Origin of the sequence: Pseudomonas sp. PDM22 (assembly GCF_014851965.1) — a bacterium.
In the GTDB taxonomy this organism is placed as follows: domain Bacteria; phylum Pseudomonadota; class Gammaproteobacteria; order Pseudomonadales; family Pseudomonadaceae; genus Pseudomonas.
The window spans coordinates 721,159-738,951 of sequence record NZ_JACVAR010000002.1 but is presented as its reverse complement, the minus strand read 5'-3'; the positions used below and the strand labels follow the sequence as shown (position 1 = coordinate 738,951).

General features: G+C 66.8%; 19 protein-coding genes. 5 read left to right on the top strand and 14 right to left on the bottom strand.

Annotated features, from left to right (window positions below):
* Window positions 1-6 precede the first annotated feature (6 nt).
* From IB255_RS09055 to ppc, 8 genes are all read right to left on the bottom strand, one after another.
* Window positions 7-789: a class I SAM-dependent methyltransferase gene (locus IB255_RS09055; protein ID WP_192210108.1), complete on the bottom strand. Its 783-nt coding sequence runs from the start codon at window positions 787-789 to the stop codon at window positions 7-9.
* 55 nt (window positions 790-844) lie between these two features.
* Window positions 845-1,495, bottom strand: coding sequence for an extensin family protein (locus IB255_RS09050; RefSeq protein WP_192210107.1), 651 nt, complete (start codon window positions 1,493-1,495; stop codon window positions 845-847).
* Window positions 1,496-1,540: 45 nt separating this feature from the next.
* The gene (locus IB255_RS09045; protein ID WP_081517846.1) at window positions 1,541-2,368 is read right to left on the bottom strand and encodes an isocitrate lyase/PEP mutase family protein; all 828 of its coding nucleotides are present in this window, start codon (window positions 2,366-2,368) and stop codon (window positions 1,541-1,543) included.
* Between the two features lie 75 nt (window positions 2,369-2,443).
* Window positions 2,444-3,304 (bottom strand): DUF72 domain-containing protein, encoded by an 861-nt coding sequence (locus tag IB255_RS09040; RefSeq protein ID WP_139791533.1) that lies wholly within the window; start codon window positions 3,302-3,304, stop codon window positions 2,444-2,446.
* Complete coding sequence (locus IB255_RS09035; protein ID WP_151186248.1) at window positions 3,301-3,648, bottom strand: hypothetical protein; 348 nt, start codon at window positions 3,646-3,648, stop codon at window positions 3,301-3,303. The genes IB255_RS09040 and IB255_RS09035 overlap by 4 nt, the downstream gene beginning before the upstream one ends.
* Window positions 3,649-3,715: 67 nt before the next feature.
* Window positions 3,716-4,390 (bottom strand): tRNA (adenosine(37)-N6)-threonylcarbamoyltransferase complex dimerization subunit type 1 TsaB, encoded by a 675-nt coding sequence (tsaB, locus tag IB255_RS09030; protein WP_192210106.1) that lies wholly within the window; start codon window positions 4,388-4,390, stop codon window positions 3,716-3,718.
* Window positions 4,391-4,492: 102 nt separating this feature from the next.
* Entirely contained in the window at window positions 4,493-5,140 is a 648-nt protein-coding gene (gene adk / locus IB255_RS09025) for an adenylate kinase (protein WP_081517842.1), read from the bottom strand.
* A gap of 248 nt (window positions 5,141-5,388) precedes the next feature.
* Window positions 5,389-8,025: a phosphoenolpyruvate carboxylase gene (gene ppc, locus IB255_RS09020; RefSeq protein ID WP_192210105.1), complete on the bottom strand. Its 2,637-nt coding sequence runs from the start codon at window positions 8,023-8,025 to the stop codon at window positions 5,389-5,391.
* Window positions 8,026-8,221: 196 nt separating this feature from the next.
* On the opposite strand from ppc, the gene IB255_RS09015 reads away from it, so the two are divergent.
* A complete protein-coding gene (locus tag IB255_RS09015; RefSeq protein ID WP_081517840.1) occupies window positions 8,222-8,557 on the top strand; it encodes a pilin assembly protein in 336 nt (111 codons plus the stop codon).
* 334 nt (window positions 8,558-8,891) lie between these two features.
* On the opposite strand, the gene cadR is transcribed toward IB255_RS09015, so the two are convergent.
* A complete protein-coding gene (gene cadR, locus IB255_RS09010) occupies window positions 8,892-9,359 on the bottom strand; it encodes a Cd(II)/Pb(II)-responsive transcriptional regulator (protein WP_192210104.1) in 468 nt (155 codons plus the stop codon).
* Window positions 9,360-9,446: 87 nt separating this feature from the next.
* Between cadR and IB255_RS09005 the strand changes: the two genes are divergently transcribed.
* From IB255_RS09005 to IB255_RS08990, 4 genes are all read left to right on the top strand, one after another.
* The gene (locus IB255_RS09005) at window positions 9,447-11,819 is read left to right on the top strand and encodes a heavy metal translocating P-type ATPase (protein ID WP_225594733.1); all 2,373 of its coding nucleotides are present in this window, start codon (window positions 9,447-9,449) and stop codon (window positions 11,817-11,819) included.
* A gap of 204 nt (window positions 11,820-12,023) precedes the next feature.
* On the top strand, window positions 12,024-12,443 hold the full coding sequence (locus IB255_RS09000; protein ID WP_081517837.1) for a DUF4398 domain-containing protein: 420 nt from the start codon (window positions 12,024-12,026) through the stop codon (window positions 12,441-12,443).
* Window positions 12,444-12,480: 37 nt separating this feature from the next.
* Window positions 12,481-13,272 (top strand): OmpA family protein, encoded by a 792-nt coding sequence (locus IB255_RS08995; protein WP_081517836.1) that lies wholly within the window; start codon window positions 12,481-12,483, stop codon window positions 13,270-13,272.
* A gap of 166 nt (window positions 13,273-13,438) precedes the next feature.
* Window positions 13,439-13,888 carry a hypothetical protein gene (locus tag IB255_RS08990; RefSeq protein WP_192210103.1) on the top strand — a complete coding sequence of 150 codons (450 nt, stop codon included), beginning with the start codon at window positions 13,439-13,441 and terminating at the stop codon, window positions 13,886-13,888.
* A 1-nt stretch (window position 13,889) separates the two neighbouring features.
* Here IB255_RS08990 and IB255_RS08985 read toward each other — a convergent pair whose 3' ends face one another.
* The 5 genes from IB255_RS08985 to IB255_RS08965 form a co-directional block, all read right to left on the bottom strand.
* Window positions 13,890-14,399, bottom strand: coding sequence for an O-acetyl-ADP-ribose deacetylase (locus IB255_RS08985; RefSeq protein WP_192210102.1), 510 nt, complete (start codon window positions 14,397-14,399; stop codon window positions 13,890-13,892).
* 38 nt (window positions 14,400-14,437) lie between these two features.
* Window positions 14,438-14,764, bottom strand: a complete 327-nt coding sequence (locus IB255_RS08980; RefSeq protein ID WP_081517833.1) for a hypothetical protein — start codon at window positions 14,762-14,764, stop codon at window positions 14,438-14,440.
* On the bottom strand, window positions 14,761-15,699 hold the full coding sequence (locus IB255_RS08975; protein ID WP_081517832.1) for an alpha/beta hydrolase: 939 nt from the start codon (window positions 15,697-15,699) through the stop codon (window positions 14,761-14,763). Before IB255_RS08975 ends, IB255_RS08980 begins: the two co-directional genes overlap by 4 nt.
* A gap of 162 nt (window positions 15,700-15,861) precedes the next feature.
* Entirely contained in the window at window positions 15,862-17,166 is a 1,305-nt protein-coding gene (locus IB255_RS08970) for a flavohemoglobin expression-modulating QEGLA motif protein (protein ID WP_081517831.1), read from the bottom strand.
* On the bottom strand, window positions 17,163-17,726 hold the full coding sequence (locus IB255_RS08965) for a hypothetical protein (RefSeq protein WP_081517830.1): 564 nt from the start codon (window positions 17,724-17,726) through the stop codon (window positions 17,163-17,165). Before IB255_RS08965 ends, IB255_RS08970 begins: the two co-directional genes overlap by 4 nt.
* Window positions 17,727-17,793: the final 67 nt, after the last annotated feature.

The window sequence follows — 17,793 nt, the reverse complement described above, 5'->3', positions numbered from 1 at the left end:
GAAAACTCAGCCCTTCAGGCTTTTCAGCGGATAGATGTCATAGCGGCTGGACTTGCCTTCCAGGCTGTAGCTGGGCTTGCCGCCCTCGATGATCGGCGCCTTGCGCGGGCGCTTGACCACCACCCGGTGGCTGGCCAGTTTCAGTGCCGCCTCCAGCAGCGCCGGAGCGTCGAGGTCATCGCCCACCAGCGGACGGAACAGACGCATTTCCTTCTTCACCAGTGCGCTCTTGTCGCGGTGCGGGAACATCGGGTCGAGGTAGATCACCTGCGGCGCCTCCCCTTCCCACGCGGTCATGCGCTCGATGGAGTTGCCCTGCAGCAGGCGCATGCGCGCGACGATGGCGCCCACCTCGAAATCCCCCGCCGCACGGGCCAGGCCGTCTTCCAGCAGCGCGGCGATGATCGGCTGGCGCTCGGTCAGGTCCATCTCGCACCCCAGGGTCGCCAGTACGAAGGCGTCCTTGCCCAGGCCAGCGGTGGCGTCCAGCACACGAGGACGCACGCCCTGCTGGATGCCGACGGCCTTGGCGATCATCTGCCCGGCGCCGCCGCCGAACTGCCGGCGATGCGCAGCAGACCCTTCGAGGAAATCCACCCGCACCGGGCCGGGCGAATCCGGCCCCAGCTGCAGCAGCTGCAAGCCGTCATCACCCAACTGCAGGGCGAAATCGGCATCGCCCTCGCCCATCGACAGACCGAGCCGCTGCGCCCACTGCTCGGCGGCGGCCTGCCAGGCAGGCGCCAGCGCCTGGACGACGATGCGCGGCGGGGTGAGGACTTCGGTCATGACGGGGCGATCCTGGGAAAAGCCGCCATTCTACCGCAGCACGCAGCGGGCAGGCTCAACGGCAGATCTGCCAGCCGCCCAGGTCGAGGTGGAAGTGATCGTGGTGCGCGCGGTTGTAGTCCGGCCCGAGCACGCCGTCGAAGTTGCCGCACGCGCGGTCGCGCACGGCACGCAGGAAGCGCGCGGCGTCGCCATCTCCGCTCCAGTCTTTCGCTACCACGATGCGCCGGCCATCGGCCAGGCGGAAGGCGGCAACGTCCAGCGCGTTGGCCGTGGCATGCTGGCTGCGCCGAGCGTCGGCGCGGCCGTAGATATTGCGGCAGGCGAAGCTGCCCAGGTGCTCCACTGCCACCACCGGCTGGCCGTAGATTTCCCGCGCGGCCGGTTGCAGGGAATGGCGCTCGAACAGCGCAAAACTCACCGCCAGCGGGCAACTGGCGAGGAAGCTGCTGCTCAGCTTCACCCCGGCAGCCTGCACGCGCCAGACGTTGTGCAACGGGCAGCCGGCCACGGGTTCGCTGTCGGCCATGGCCTGCGCCTTGAGGTCGGAGCTTTGCAGCGCCAACTGGCACAACTGCGCATCATCACGCAGGCGCCAGAGCTTGTAGCGCGTCAGCAGGTTCGGCTCGTCGCGCACATCCAGCGGCACCCAGGGATTCCAACGGCCTGGCACCTCGATCCAGCGCTGCTGCAGCGCCAACGCCATGCCGGCGCATATGACGACGAATCCGAGCAACCACCAGCGCAAGGCTCAGCCCCGGAACAACCCGTTGATCCGGTCGAACGGCATGGCGCCGTGCATCGGCGTCAGGTCGCCTTTGGCCAGGGCTTCGGAGGCGCTGAAGAACGCACCGTAGGCCGCCCGCGCCAGACAAGAGCCGACGCTGACGCGCTTTACACCCAACTCGGCCAGTTCCTCCAGATTCAGCTGCAGCGCCGGCGAGCCCACCAGCACGTTGACCGGGCGCGGCGCCACGGCGCTGACGACGGCGGCGATTTCCTCGCGGGTCTTCAGGCCCGGCGCATAGAGCACGTCGGCGCCGGCTTCAGCGAAGGCCACCAGACGGCGGATGGTGTCGTCCAGGTCGACGCGGCCGTGCAGGAAATTCTCCGCCCGCGCCGCCAGGGTGAAGGTGAACGGCAACGCGCGGGCGGCCTGCACGGCGGCAGCGACGCGCTCGACTGCCAGCTCCAGCGGGTAGATCGGCGCATCCGGGCGGCCGGTGGCGTCTTCGATGGAACCGCCAACCAGCCCGCAAGCAGCGGCCAGACGGATGGTTTCAGCGCAGTCTTCCGCTGCATCGCCGTAGCCGTTCTCCAGGTCGGCAGCGACCGGCAGCGGCGTCGCTTCGACTATCGCGCGGGCATTGGCCAGCGCTTCGTCACGGCTCACCGTACCTTCGGCGTCGCGCCGGCCGAGCGCGAAGGCCAACCCTGCGCTGGTGGTCGCCAGGGCTTCAAAGCTCAGGTGGGCGAGCATCTTCGCCGAGCCGGCATCCCAGGGATTGGGCAGGACGAACAGGCCGTCGCGCTGGTGCAGCGCGCGGAAGGCTTCGCCGCGTTGCTGTTGGTTGGTCATGGCTGTCTCCGTGCCGAACGAGGGAAGGAGCAGGTTAGTCCCCTCGCCTGCAGGGCGCCATGCACAGTTGGCGGCTCAGAGCAGGCCGAGCTGTTCCACTTCCGGCTTGGGCTCGAACAGCGGTGGCAGCCCCGGCAGGCGCTCTCGCAGCAAGGCGTGGAAGCGCTGCGCCTGTTCGGCGGCGCGGTGGTTGTCCGGAGTGTGGAGGAAGACGTAGGGCGTCAGGCCCTGTTCGATCCACTCGGCAACCTTGCCAACCCAGGGCGCGAGATGGACGAGATTGGCGTCCAGATCGGGGCCGCCGATGAAGCGCACCTGCGGGCTGTCGCTGAAGGCTGCCGGGCGCACCGGCACCTTGGGCTTCTTCGACTGGGCATGGAGCACGGCCGGATCATCGGACTGCACGGCGAACAACGCCCGCGAGTCCAGGCAGATGCGTTCGACGCCACGGTCCAGCAGCAGGCGGTTCAACGCCCGCTCCTCGTCGCCCTTGGCGAAGAACGCCGGGTGGCGCACCTCCACGGCGATGCGCCGCTCGGAGAACTCATCCAGCCAGGCAGCCAGCTCGCCCAGGCGATCCGGGCCGAAGCTCGCGGAAACCTGCAGCCACAGCGGCGCCACGCGCTGGCCCAGCGGCGCCAGCAGCGCGAGGAAGTCCCGGGTGTTTTCCAGCTGGCCGCGCAGGTCGCCTTCGTGACTGATGTCGCGCGGCAGCTTGGCGCAGAAGCGGAAGGTCTCAGGCATGGTTTGCGCCCAGCGCGCGAGGGTGTCGGCGTTGGGGCGGGCGTAGAAGGTGGTGTTGCCTTCCACGGCGTTGAACACCTGGGCGTAGAAGGACAGTGTTTCGGCGGGGCGCAGGTCGGCGGGATAGAAAGTGCCGCGCCAGGCGGGCTCGTTCCACGAAGGGCAGCCCAGGAAATACGGCAGTTGCATCAGGCGTAGAGGTCGAGACCGACGACTTCCTGGCCTTCGTACTGGCTGACCATGCTGGCGGTGCTGGTGTAGCTGGCGAGCGCCTGGGCCGCGCGGGAGGTCAGCGGGCGCTGGTAGTCGAGGTTGTCGCGCAGGGTCGCCGGCAAGCTGTAGCTGCTGGCGTTGGAGGACTCCACACGGCGGGTCTGCGATTGCGAGTCGAGCCCCTGGCTGGCCGAGGTCGGCGCGGGCTGCTCGCGGCGGGTCTCGACGTCACGCTGCACTTCCCGGAACGGAGTGACAGCAGTGCCCGTGCGGGAACTGCGCTCCGTGGTCTGGGATGTGGAGGTAAAGCCGTCGATACGCATGGCGAAAACTCGGTGGGAATGCCCATCACTCTAGCGACCGCGCGCGACTGCGGTCAATTGGCACATGTCAGGCTTGCTTGGGGGTCGCCACGTTGTCGCGCAGGTAGACCGGCTGGGCCTGCTCTGCGTCAACCGCATCGCCGCGGGTCCAGGCGAATTCGGCCAGGGTCAGCAGGTCTTCGGAGTGCGGCAGCAGGCTGGAATCACAGGCGGCAACCTTCACCGCCAGGCGCTCTTCGAAGCCCCAGCCGGTGCCGGAGCCGAACCAGTCGCCCTGGGCATCGCGCGGCAGCTCGACACGCTCGGGCGGCAGTACCGCCTCGGCGCCGGCCAGGCGCATCTCGCCCTGCTCCAGGCGGTAGCAGCCCCAGTACACCTCGTCCATGCGCGCATCGATGGCCGCAGCCACCTGATGGGCGCCGTGCTCACGGTAGGCGCGCTGGGCGAGCACGGCCAGGTCGGAGATCGGCAGCACCGGTTTCTGCAGCGCGAACGCCAGGCCCTGCACCACGCCGATGGCGATCCGCACGCCGGTGAAGGCGCCGGGGCCGCGACCGAAGGCGATGGCGTCGACGGCGGAGAGCGCGATGCCGGCCTCGGCGAGGATGTCCTGCACCATGGGCAGCAGACGCTGGGCATGCAGGCGCGGGATCACCTCGTGGCGTACGAACCGGCGGCCGTCATGCAGCAGGGCGACGGAACAGGCTTCGGTCGAGGTATCCAGGGCCAGCAGCGTGGGCATGGTGTTTTCCATAGGACGTTGAGAACAGGGCGATAAAAACGGGCGGGCATTATAAACGCCAAAGGCCCGCATGTGCGGGCCTTTGGCTGATACGGCGATGGATCAGTTCAGAGCGCCGAGCACCTTGGAGGTGATCTGCTCGACCGAACCGACACCCTCGACGCGGGTGTACTTCGGAGTGCCCTGCGCATCCGCCAGCTTCTGGTAGAAGTCGACCAGCGGCTTGGTCTGCGAGTGGTAGACCGACAGGCGGTGACGCACGGTGGCTTCCTTGTCGTCTTCGCGCTGGATCAGCTCTTCGCCGGTCTCATCGTCCTTGCCAGCCACTTTCGGCGGGTTGTGCTCGACGTGGTAGACGCGACCCGAGGCCGGGTGAACGCGGCGACCGGCGATACGGCCGACGATTTCCTCGTCGTCCACGGCGATCTCGACCACGTGGTCGATGGAGACGCCCGCTTCCTTCATGGCCTCGGCCTGGGGAATGGTGCGCGGGAAGCCGTCGAACAGGAAACCCTTGGCGCAGTCGGGCTGGGCGATACGCTCCTTGACCAGGTTGATGATCAGGTCATCGGAAACCAGGCCGCCGGCGTCCATTACGCTCTTGGCCTGCAGGCCGAGCTCGGTGCCAGCCTTGACCGCTGCACGCAGCATGTCGCCGGTGGAAATCTGCGGAATGCCAAACTTCTCAGTGATGAAGCGAGCCTGGGTACCTTTGCCGGCACCGGGCGCCCCGAGCAGAATCACACGCATCGATATGCTCCTTAATACTTGTTAAGCGAAATCACGGATCCGCCTCGTGGGGCCAATCTCATCATGCTTGGAATGGCGCAGAGGTGCGCCGAAAGGTTGCTCACGATACACAGCGGTCCCACACCACACAAGCCGGCCATGGGGACTGCGCACGCCGATCCCGGGCCGTTTCCGCACCCGGGATCAGCCATCAAATTAATCTCAATTGGCGGCGCGGCAATCCACCTTTGGTGGGGGGTTGCCGACCCTCAGCCGGTATTTCGCAGCCCCGCCGCAATACCGGCCACTGTCACCAGCATGGCTTGCTCCAGACCGCCGCAGGCATCGCCCGTGCAGCGCCGCGAGCGCGCCAGCAGCTCGGCCTGGAGCAGGTGCAGCGGGTCCAGGTAGGTGTTGCGCACGCCGATGGATTCGCGCGTCTCGGCGGCGTGGGCGAGCAGCTGCGATTGCCCTGTAAGCCCCAGCACCACTCGCACCGACTGCGACAATAGGTCGCGTAAATGCGCACCTAATGGTCGCAGTTCCGATTGCACCAGTCGCTCGTCGTAGAGTTGGGCAATTTCCCGGTCAGCCTTGGCCAGCACCATCTCCAGCATGTCGATGCGCGTGGTGAAGAACGGCCACTCCTTGCGCATGCGCCCCAGCAGTGCGCCTTCACCGCGCTCGATGGCCTTGAACAGGGCATCTTCCCAGCCCAGCCAGGCCGGCAGCATCAGGCGCGTCTGGGTCCAGGCGAAGATCCAGGGGATCGCGCGCAAGCTTTCCACCCCGCCCTCGCGGCGCTTGGCCGGGCGGCTGCCCAGCGGCAGGCGGCCCAGCTCCTGCTCCGGCGTGGCCTCGCGGAAGTAATCGACGAACTGCGGGTTCTCCCGCACCACCGCACGGTAGGCGAGTACGCCATCGGCGGCCAGGCGGTCCATCTCCTCGCGCCAGGCTGGCTCGGGCACCGGCGGCGGCTGCAGGGTGGCCTCCAGCACGGCGGCCAGGTAGAGGTTGAGGTTCTGCTCGGCGATGTCCGGCAGGCCGAACTTGAAGCGGATCATCTCGCCCTGCTCGGTGGTGCGGAAACGCCCGGCCACCGAGCCCGGCGGCTGCGAGAGGATCGCCGCGTGGGCCGGGCCGCCGCCACGCCCGACGGTGCCGCCACGGCCGTGGAACAGCAGCAGCTCGACACCATGGTTGCGACAGATGTCCACCAGCGCCTCCTGCGCGCGGTACTGCGCCCAGGCCGCGGCCAGGGTGCCGGCGTCCTTGGCCGAGTCGGAGTAGCCGATCATCACTTCCTGCGGCCCGGCCAGGCGGGTTCGGTAGCTGTCCAGGCTGAGCAGGCGGTCGATGCAGGGGCCGGCGTTGTCCAGGTCATCCAGGGTCTCGAACAGCGGCACCACGCGCATCGGCCGCTCCAGCCCGCATTCCTTGAGCAGCAGTTGCACGGCGAGCACGTCGGACGGCTGCCCGGCCATGGAGATGACGTAGGAACCCAACGAGGCGGCCGGCGCCTGCGCCACCACACGGCAGGTGGCGAGGACTTCGGCGGTCTCGGCCGAGGCCTGGTAATTGGCCGGCAACAGCGGGCGGCGGCTGGCCAGTTCTTCCAGGAGGAATTCCTGGCGCACGCTTTCGTCCCACTCGGTGTAGTTGCCCAGGCCCAGGTGCTCGGTGATCTCGGCCATGGCATTGGCGTGGCGCGTGGAGTCCTGACGCACGTCCAGCCGCGCCAGGAACAGCCCGAAAGTGGCGGCGCGGCGCAGGGTATCGAGCAGGTCGCCATCGGCGATCACGCCCATGCCGCAGGCCTGCAACGAGCGATAGCAGAGTTGCAGCGGCTCCAGCAGTTCACGGTTGTCCTGCAGCACCTCGGCGCCCGGCTCCTCGCCGCTGTGGATGGCGCGCTCGGCCCAGGCGCGGGTGGCGCGCAGGCGTTCGCGCAGTTGCTTGAGCAGTGCGCGATAGGGCTCGGCAAGGTCGCCGACCTCGCCGCGCAGCTCATCGCTGGCCTGCTGCATGGAGAGCTCGGCGGCCAGGCTGTCGACGTCGCGCAGATAGAGGTCGGCCGCCATCCAGCGCGCCAGCAGCAGCACCTCACGGGTGATGGCGGCGGTGACGTTGGGGTTGCCGTCGCGGTCGCCGCCCATCCAGGAGGCGAAGCGGATCGGCGCGGCGCCCAGTGGCAGGCGCTCGCCCAGGGTTGCCTGCAGGGTTCGATCGACATGGCGGAGGAAGGCCGGCAAGGCGTGCCAGAGGGAATGCTCGATCACCGCGAACCCCCATTTCGCCTCGTCCACCGGGGTCGGACGGGTACGGCGGATCTCGTCGGTGTGCCAGGCTTCAGCGATCAGGCGCTGGAGTTTTTCCTGCACCGCCTGGCGCTCTTCGGGCAGCAGGTCGGAATGGTCGCCGGCGGCCAGTTGCCCGGCAATGGCGTCGTACTTCTGGATCAGCGTGCGGCGCGCCACCTCGGTGGGGTGCGCGGTGAGCACCAGCTCGATCTCCAGGTCCGCCACCTGACGCGCCAGGCCCTCGGCGCCCAGGCCGGACTTGCGCAGGCGGCCCAGCAGTTCGGCGAGCACACGATTCTCGAAGGGCTCCGGCTCCTTAGGCGTGCGCCGGCGGATACGGTGGTACTGCTCGGCGATGTTGGCCAGGTTGAGGAACTGGTTGAAGGCGCGCGCCACCGGCAGCAGTTCATCTTCGCCCAGGCCGTCGAGGGTCGCGGTGAGCTGCTTGGCGCCTTCGGCGGAGCCGCGCCGGGCGGCCTTGGCGCCAGTGCGGATCAGCTCGATCTTGTCGAGAAAGCCCTGCCCGTACTGGGCGCGAATGGTCTGCCCGAGCAGCTCGCCGAGCAGGTGAACGTCCTCGCGCAGGCGCGCATCGATATCCGGCATCGCAGTCTCCTGGATCAGAGAGAGAAAGGGCGTCGCAGGGTTTACAGTGCCGCCGGCGCAGCCGGCAGGCAAGCGCTCGACGAACGCCCGCAATCCTGCTCGGACAACGTCTAGGCTGAAAGTTATCCCCATCGATGGGAAAACCTGCGGCGACCTCACGAGGGCCGACCGCCACGTAACGACCCTAGAGGTGAACATGAAAATCCGCGAGCTGGTACGCCATTGGGAAAAGAACGCCAGGGGGCGCATGACCAACCACCAGTACAGCATTCCGCTGGACGTCGAGACGGCCGCGCGTCTGGCCGCGCTGCATGACATGTACCCCAAGCGCAGCGTCGAGGAACTGCTGGGAGAACTGGTCAGTGCGGCGCTGGAAGAGCTGGAGGCGAGCTTCCCCTACGTGCAGGGGACCAAGGTAGTGGCCCAGGACGAACAGGGCGACCCGATCTACGAGGACATCGGCCCTACGCCGCGTTTCCTCGCGCTATCGCGCAAGTACCTGCATGAGCTGACGGAGGCCGAGCACTCCTGAATGCAAACGCCCCGGCAGATGCCGGGGCGTTTGGTTTTTCGTAGGGCGGATAACCTGGAACAGGTTATCCGCCGGCTACTCAATCGGCGGATAACGCTGGCGCGTTATGCGCCCTACGACTGGTAGTTCCGTGTTTGTGCTTTCCCCCTCACCCCAGCCCTCTCCCTCAGGGAGAGGGAGCAAATCGTGCCGGCTGACGCTGTGATTTCATCCGGCACCGAACGGTCCCCTCTCCCTCTGAGCGGGGCGCGCAGCCAGGGTTAGGGTGAGGGCCGATCCGAGCACAGATCTATCCGGTAGGAACGGGCCCATAGCGCGGTCCCAACGGATGGGATCAATGCCGGCCGTGAACGCCGGGCACATGCAAATGCCCCGCCTCCGCGCAGGCCTCCGGAATCACCGACGGCTCCGCCGGCTGCTCCAGCTCGCGCAGGATGCCGCAATCCTCGCTGCTGCCCTCTCCCTGGCACTGCGCGCGCAGGTCGCGCAGTTGCTGGCTGAGCGACTGCAGCTCGGCGATGCGCACCTCGACGTGGTGCAGGTGCTCGTCGATCAGCCGGTTGGCGGTGCCGCAGTCGGATTCGGGGCGGTCGCGCAGGCCGAGGAGAATGCGGATCTCGTCCTGGGTCATGTCCAGCGAACGGCAATGGCGGATGAACGACAGCCGCTCGACGTGGCTGGCGTCGTACTGCCGGTAGTTGCCTTCGCTGCGCGATGGCGCGGGCAGCAGTCCTTCGCGCTCGTAGTAGCGGATGGTCTCCACCGGGCAGCCGGTCAGTTTCGTCAGTTCACCGATCTTCATTTTCGACTCCTCGCCAAGGGACACTTGACTCTGTAGTTGCTACAGGGTGTGCAATCGGCAGCAACTCGTCAAACAGGAACGGACGACATGACTGCCAATCGCCAGGGGCCGACCATTCACGGCCCTGTACAGGACCGTGAACATGATGCCACCGATTGCTGCGGCTGCGACAAAGGCGCGCTGCTGCGCGCCCCGGCTGCCGAACCTGCCCCGCGCAAGCATGACCACGGCCATGCTCACGATCACGATCACGATCACGATCACGATCACGATCACGATCACACCCATGATCAGGGCGAAGATCGCAGTGCGCGTGCCGAAAGTGCCGCCACGGCCGCGGCCGGCTCGGCCAGCGGCGAGCTGCGCTGGACCAGCCTGCGCATCGAGGCCATGGACTGTCCCACCGAGGAACGCCTGCTGCGCGACGCGCTGGGCCGCGTGTCCGCCGTGGAGGACCTGGACTTCAACCTGATGCAGCGCCTGCTGCGCGTACAGCACCGCTTCGACAGCATCGAACCGCTGCAGAAGCTGGTGGCCTCCCTCGGCATGCAGGCCGAACCGGTGGATGAAAACGCCCCCGCGTCCGCACCGCCTGCCAGGCCGAAACCCTGGTGGCCGCTGGCCCTGGGCGCCGTTGCCGCCGCTGCGTCGGAGTTCTTCGAGTGGTTCGCCATCGGCCCGCAATGGCTGGTGGCCGCACTGGCCGTCGCTGCCATCCTCGGTGCAGGCCTGCCGACCTACCGCAAGGGCTGGATCGCCCTGAAGAACCGCAACCTCAACATCAACGCCCTGATGAGCATTGCCGTTACCGGCGCCATGCTGATCGGCCAGTGGCCGGAAGCGGCCATGGTGGCGGTACTGTTCGCCATCGCCGAGCTGATCGAAGCCAAGTCGCTGGAGCGCGCGCGCAACGCCATTCGCGGCCTGCTGCAGCTGGCCCCGGAGCAGGCCACCGTGCAGGTGGATGGGCAGTGGCAGGAAGTCTCCGCCAAGTCCGTCGCCCTCGGCGCACGGGTGCGCGTGCGCCCCGGCGAGCGCATCGCACTGGACGGCGAAGTGCTCGACGGCCGCTCCAGCGTCAACCAGGCGCCCATCACCGGCGAGAGCCTGCCGGTGGAAAAACAGGTCGGCGACACCCTGTTCGCCGGCACCATCAACGGCGAAAGTGCGCTGGAGTACCGTGTCACCCGCGTAGCCGACGACAGCACCCTGGCACGCATCATCCACGCCGTGGAAGAGGCCCAGGGCTCGCGCGCACCGACCCAGCGCTTCGTCGACCAGTTCTCGCGCATCTACACCCCGGTCGTGTTCCTCATCGCCATCGCCACCGCGCTGCTGCCGCCGCTGTTCTTCGGCGGCGCCTGGCTGGACTGGGTGTACCGCGCGCTGGTGCTGCTGGTGATCGCCTGCCCCTGCGCGCTGGTGATTTCCACGCCGGTGACCATCGTCAGCGGCCTGTCGGCGGCGGCTCGCCTGGGCATCCTGATCAAGGGCGGGGTGTTCCTGGAGATGGGCCGTTCGCTGGAGTGGATCGCCCTGGACAAGACCGGCACCCTCACCGAAGGCCGCCCGCGCCAGACCGACTTCACCGCCCTGCGGGAATCCGCTGCCGGCGACGTGCGCACCCTGGCCGCCAGCCTTGCTGCGCGCTCGGATCACCCGGTGTCCCACGCCGTGGCCCAGGCCGCCGAGGCCGACAACATAGCGCTGTACAGCGTCGGCGAGCTGACCGCCCTGCCCGGCCGCGGCGTGAAGGGCGAGATCGACGGCCGCACCTATCACCTGGGCAACCACCGCCTGGTGGAGGAGCTGGAGCTGTGCTCGAAGGAGCTGGAAGCCCGCCTCGACGCGCTCGAACAGCAGGGCAAGACGGTCATCGTGCTGCTCGACGCGCAAGGCCCGCTGGCGCTGTTCGCCGTGGCCGATGGCGTCAAGGAAACCAGCCGTGAAGCCGTCGCCCAATTGCACGACCTGGGCGTGAAGACACTGATGCTGACCGGCGACAACCCCCACACCGCCAACGCCATCGGCGCCCAGGTCGGTATCGACGAGGCGCTGGGCAATCTGCTGCCCGAGGACAAGCTGCGCGAAGTGAAGCAGCGCCAGGAAGGCGGCAAGCGCGTCGGCATGGTAGGCGATGGCATCAACGACGCCCCGGCCCTGGCCCGCGCCGACATCGGCTTCGCCATGGGCGCAGCGGGTACCGACACGGCCATCGAAACCGCCGGTGTCGCGCTGATGGACGACGACCTGCGCAAACTGCCGTCCTTCATTCGCCTGTCGCGCCAGACCCACCGGGTGCTGATCCAGAACATCACGCTGGCGCTGGGCATCAAGGCGGTGTTCCTCGCCCTCACCCTGACCGGCGAAGGCACCCTGTGGATGGCAGTGTTCGCCGACATGGGCGCCAGCCTGCTGGTGGTCTTCAACGGCCTGCGGTTGTTGCGCTATCGCGGCTGATCGACGCCGATGACCGAAGAATGCCCGCCTGTACGGCGGGCATTTTTTTTGAACCCCCTGACAAGACCCCCAGTCATCTAAACAGATAGCCCCCTAAACAGATGCTCGCTATCCGAACGGCAGAACTGCGCCGGAGAGCGGCCCGCATCCGCCGGCAATCGAAACGCCGAGGGAACCCCTTACCAACGTCAGAGGATTCGCCCAATGGAACTGAAATCTCAGAGCGCTCGAACCGTCCCTGCTCTTTCCACCCGTGTCTCGCTGCGCAGCTGGCGCCTGGGGTTGCTCGCCCTCGGCAGCGCCGTGCTGCTGGCCGGCTGCGCCGGTAACCCGCCCAGCGAACAGATGGCCGTCACCGAATCCGCGGTGAATGCTGCCGTCAGCAACGGCGGCCCCGAGTTCGCCCCGGTGGAAACCAAGAACGCCCAGGACAAGCTCGCCCAGGCGCGTATCGCCCTGAACGACAAGGAATACGACCAGGCCCGCAACCTGGCCCAGCAGGCCGAGTGGGACGCCCGCGTGGCCGAGCGCAAGTCCCAGGCCGTGAAGGCCCAGAACGCGGTGAAGGACGCCCAGCAGGGCGTGATGGAGTTGCGTCAGGAAGGCCTGCAGCAGGCCCAGTGATCCCGCCCCTACGCCCGGTCATATAAGGAATTTCGACATGAACAAACTCATCGTACTGCCCGCCATCTCGACTCTCGCCCTGGCCCTGGCCGCCTGCTCCACGCCACCCAACGCCAACCTGGAGAAAGCCCGTGGCGACTTCCAGGCCCTGCAGGCCGAGCCCCAGGCCACCCAGCAGGCCGCCTTGGAAACCAAGGACGCCGGCGACTGGCTGGCCAAGGCCGACCAGGCCTACCGCGACGGCGCCAACCAGAAGGAAGTGGACCAGCTGGCCTACCTGACTCAGCAGCGCATCGAACTGGCCAACCAGACCGTGGCCCTGCGCGACGCCGAGGATCAGCTGAAGAACACCTCCGCCCAGCGCGCCCAGGCACGTCTCGACGCCCGTACCGCACAGCTGAACAAGCTCAAGGGCGAGCTGAACGCCAAGCAGACTTCCCGCGGGACCATGGTGTCCTTCGGTGACGTGCTGTTCGATCTCGATCGCGCCGAGCTCAAGCCGGGCGCGATGAGCAACGTGCAGAACCTGGCGGGTTACCTGCAGCAGAACCCGGAACGCAAGGTGATCGTCGAGGGCTACACGGACAGCAGCGGCTCATCCTCCTACAACCAGGGCCTGTCGGAGCGTCGCGCCGACGCCATCCGCCTGGCGCTGCTCAGCCAGGGCGTGACGCCTGACCGCGTCGTTGCCCGTGGCTACGGCAAGGAATACCCGGTATCGAGCAACGGCACTGCGGCCGGCCGGGCCATGAACCGCCGCGTCGAGGTGACCATTTCCAACGACGCCAATCCGGTGCAGCCGCGCTCCTCGGTGAGTGGGGCCTACTGATCCGGCAGAACGCCCGCTCCTACTTTCACAGTAGGAGCGGGCCGCCTTTTAGAAGAGCGTATCGAGCGCGATCGCGCCCATGGGGCCCGTCGACGATGGGCCCCATCACCAACCATATGCTTACCGATCTGGCAGAATCAGCGGCCCAACTGCAGTCGGAGCCCCCATGAAATACGATGACGCCTCCTGGCACTACGAAGGCGACTTCCCCGAAGACCTGCCGCCGTCCGCCGCCGCCACCCACATCGGTATGTTCCTGGCCTGGCTGATCCTCAATGAAATGGTCAGCGACGAGTTGCTCGAGGATGCCGCCGAAGCAGTGGCGGCGCTGCAGCGCAAGGACATGACCGGGGCCCGGTTCCTGATCGAGGTGCTGGACGAGAAGCTGATCGGCGAAGACCTCGCTGCGCATGGCAACGCGTTCACCATTGCCTACTACCGGGGCCTGGATCATGACAGCCGCTATATCGATGACTACTTCGAGACGTTCGGCGTGGATGAAGAGGCTCTCTATTCGGTAACCGACAGCTGGGACAACTACGCAAAGCTGAGCCCCGCCATCGACGCGCGTTATCAGCGCTGGACTGACGACGGACGCCCGGAATACGTCGTTTGATCTAGGCCAGAAGACGCCGATACAGCTCCGCCATCTCGGCGGAGAACGGCACCAGCACCAGTTCCTTCAACGAACTTCCCTGCCCCCGTGGACGACGCAGCTCGTCCACGGCGACCTGTGCTGCCGCTTCAGCGGGATAGCCGTAGATGCCGGTACTGATAGCGGGGAATGCGACGCTGGCGAGGCCCTTGTCCTCGGCCAGTTGCAGGCTGTTGCGGTAGCACTGGGCGAGCAGCTCCGGCTCACCGTGCTCACCGCCGCGCCAGACCGGCCCGACGGTGTGGATGACGAAGCGCGCCGGCAGGCGAAAGCCGGCGGTGAGCTTCGCCTGGCCGGTCTTGCAGCCACCCAGCGGGCGGCAGGCGTGGACCAGGTCCGGGCCGGCGGCCCGGTGGATGGCGCCATCGACGCCACCGCCGCCCAGCAGCGAGCTGTTGGCTGCGTTGACGATGGCATCGACGTCGAGGCGGGTGATGTCGCCCTGCCAGACGCGGATCTCGGGATGGCTCACTGTGCTTGCTCCCTTGGCCTGCGACGGCGGGCTCGCCGTCACTTGACCTCTTGCGGGGTCTGCTCGCCCATGCAGCGCACGGCGCGCTTGCGGCCGTCGACCAGTACGCCGGTGAGGCCCTTCTGGCTCATGTCGAACATCACCAGCACGCCATCGATGCACTGCGCCTGCTGGTCGGCCGGGTCCAGGGAAAGCTTGGTGCTGTCCTGGCCGGGGATGCTTTTCAGCATGGTGAACTGGGTCAGTTCCAGCGCGTCCTCGGGCTTGGCGAAATGCAGGTAGCCGTAGTACCAGAGCGTGCCGACCGAGACGAAGATGGTGGCGATGACGGTGAGGATGTAGGAGATCGGGTTGCGCTCGTTCATGGGTTGCCTTGTTGTTTCGGGTCCGCCTGCGATTCCTGTGGCTTCGCCGGAGAGGGATAGTTCGGGACTTCAGCCAGGCGCCGCAAACCGGTGAAGTGCTGCGGGTCGTCGAGGAAGCGCAGCATCACTTCGCGCCACACGGGTTCGCCGAAGGTTTCCACATGGTTGCCGCGCGTCAGCTGGAAGACCTTCGGCGGCTGCTTGGCCTTGTAGAGGCTCAGGCCGTTGTCCAGGGGCACAATGGTATCGTCGATGCTGTGGAAGAGCAGCACGGGTGCGCCAGAAAGTCGCGGCATGGAGCGGATCGCGCTATCGCCGTCGGGCACCAGCCAGGACAACGGAACCTGCAACGGCCAGGTCAGCCAGCTGGTGGACAGGGTGTACTGCGCCACATCGCGGTAGCTGGCGGGTACGCCGTCGAGCACCACCGCGTGCAGCTGCTTCTGCCGCTCCGGGTGCAGGCCCAGGTAGTGCACGGCCATGGCGCCACCCAGGCTCTGGCCGAGCAGGATCACCGGCTTGCCCTGCACTTCCGGCGCCTTGTCCAGCCAGGCGAAGGCGGCGTCGATGTCCTGGTAGATCGCCGGCAGGCTCGGTTCGCCCTCGGAATGCCCGTAGCCGCGGTAATCCACCATCAGCACCTGGTAGCCCTGCTCCGGCAGCCAGTAGGCTCCGCCCAGGTGCCAGGCCATGTTGCCGCCGTTGCCGTGCAGGTGCAGCACGGTGCCCTTCACCGGCACGCCCGCCTTCGCCGGCAACCACCAGCCGGCGAGCTTCACGCCGTCGGCGGTGGTCAGGGTGACGTCACGGTAGTCGAGCTTGGCGCGGGCGGGGGTGATGGCGACATCGTCGCTGGGGTAGAACAGCAGCGAGCTGCAGCCGCCGAGTGCGAGGAGCAGCGAGACGGCAACAGCGCGGAAACAGCGGTTCAGCATGAGTTCATCCATGGAATACGTCGCACCCTGATTGCAAGGAAGCACCTTACGTAGGATGGGTGGCGCTTGCGATACCCATCACCCGGCAGCGCCGAAATATCGATGGGTATCGCTTCGCTCCACGCCATCCTACGACCGAGGCCCGTTTTGAACGCATGGCGGTCAAAGGATATTGGCGTAATCCGCCTCGATGCGGTCGAGGCTGAGGTGGTTGAGGAAGTTGGAGAAGCACATCCACGCCGACAGTGCGTTGAGGTCGCGGAACTGCGGCGGCAGGTACTTGGGCGGCACCACCAGGCCTTCGTCCACCAGCTGGCGCAGGGTGCGCATGTCTTCCAGGGTGGCCTTGCCGCAGAACAGCAGCGGGATCTGCTCCAGCTTGCCCTTGCGCACGGCGAGCTGGATGTAGTTGTAGATCAGGATGAAGCCCTTGAGGTACGACAGGTCCTTGGTAAACGGCAGGCCGACCGGGGTCGAGCCACGGAACACGCGGCTGGCATTCTGGTAGCTGCTCTCCACGCTGTAGTTCTGCTCGCGGTAGAAGTGGAACACCTCGAGGAAATCCGCCCCCTCCTCGGCCATGTGGATGGCGCGGGTGCGGTTGGTGAGCTTGCGCAGGCGCGTCGGGTAGGAGGCGAAGGCGATCACTTCCATCAGGATCGCCAGGCCTTCCTGGGTCACCGTGGAGGACGGCGGCCCCTTGGCGAGGAAGGTGCAGATCGGCTGGTTGAGGCCGTTGAGCGTGGTGCCGACATGCACCAGGCCTTCATGGACTTCCAGCGCGCGCACGTCGCGCTCGTTGAACATGGCGTCGGCGCGCACCTTGATGTAGTCGGCGCCGGCCGCAGCGTCGGCGACGATGCCGTCGGACTCGAAGACGCGGATGGTGTCTTCCTTGCCGTCGAACACCTTGTTCAGGCGTTCCTGCAGCATCTTCACCGCGTCGCTGGCGGTAAGGGTCTTGGGTTCGTCCTTGAGGTCGCCACGGTCGGCGATGTTGTTCAGGTAGTCCGAGAGCATCAGGCCGAGGTCGGCCAGGGTCGGGTCGCCGGCATGGAAGGCGTCGGAGGCCGAGCCATAGAGCTCCTGGGAGATCAGGCCGAAGTCCTGGGTGCCGCGCGCTTCGAGCATGCGGATGACCATGCGGTATTCCTTGCACATGCGCCGCATGATCTGCCCGACCGGGTTGAACTGCCCCAGGTGGCGGGTGATGTCGCGCTCGATGTTCTGGAATTCCTGCTTTTTCGCGCTGCTGTCGAAGGACAGCGGGCGGCTGTCGTAGTAGGCGCGGTCGACCTTGGGCGCGTGCTTGCCCCGGCCCTTGAGGAAGTCGTCGCGGATGCCGTCGTCCCACTTGATGGCGTCGAGCACGCGGATCGGCGTCTGCGCCTCGACGATGCGGTCGGACAGGCCGCGGATGATCTGCTGGTACTCGTTGGGCGTGGACTTCTTGCGCCGTGGGGTCATTGCTTTTCTCCCGGGGTCACGCGCGAAAAGCGCAGCGCTTCGACGAACACGTCGGAGTTGGCCGGATCGTTGAGGTAGGCGATGACCTGGGGCAACTGGCTGGTCACCAGCGCTCCTGCACCCTGTTCGGTGTCGACCTTCTCGCCCTTGAGCGCGCCTTCCTTCATGTCCTGCAGGATGTGCTCGACATCCAGGTTATAGATCACCAGTTCGTCCTTGTCGGTAATCTCGAAGCCGGCCAGGGCGAAGTTGCCGCCCATGCTCTTCGGCAAGCCGGCAGACAGGTACCAGCGCTTGCCGTGGTGGGCGACGGTAAAGCCGAAGTCCTCGACGCTGTCGGTGTTGTCCTTGCTGTCGACGTAGCTCAGAGCGCGGTAGAGGTTGGAGCCGGAGCGGGTGACTTCGAGGAACTGCTCCTCGCCGTACTCGTCCACACGCGACCACTGGCCCAGCAAGTGAGCCGGCGCGGGCTCGTTGGCCGGAATCGGGTCCTTGAACGTCACCAGACAGCCACTGAGCAGGCCGATGCTCAACAGCAGCAGTGCACGCCAGACTTTCATCACGCCCTCCTTAAATCCGTATGCCTTCCCATGCGACAGGCGCGGGCATCCGGAATTCCGATACGAA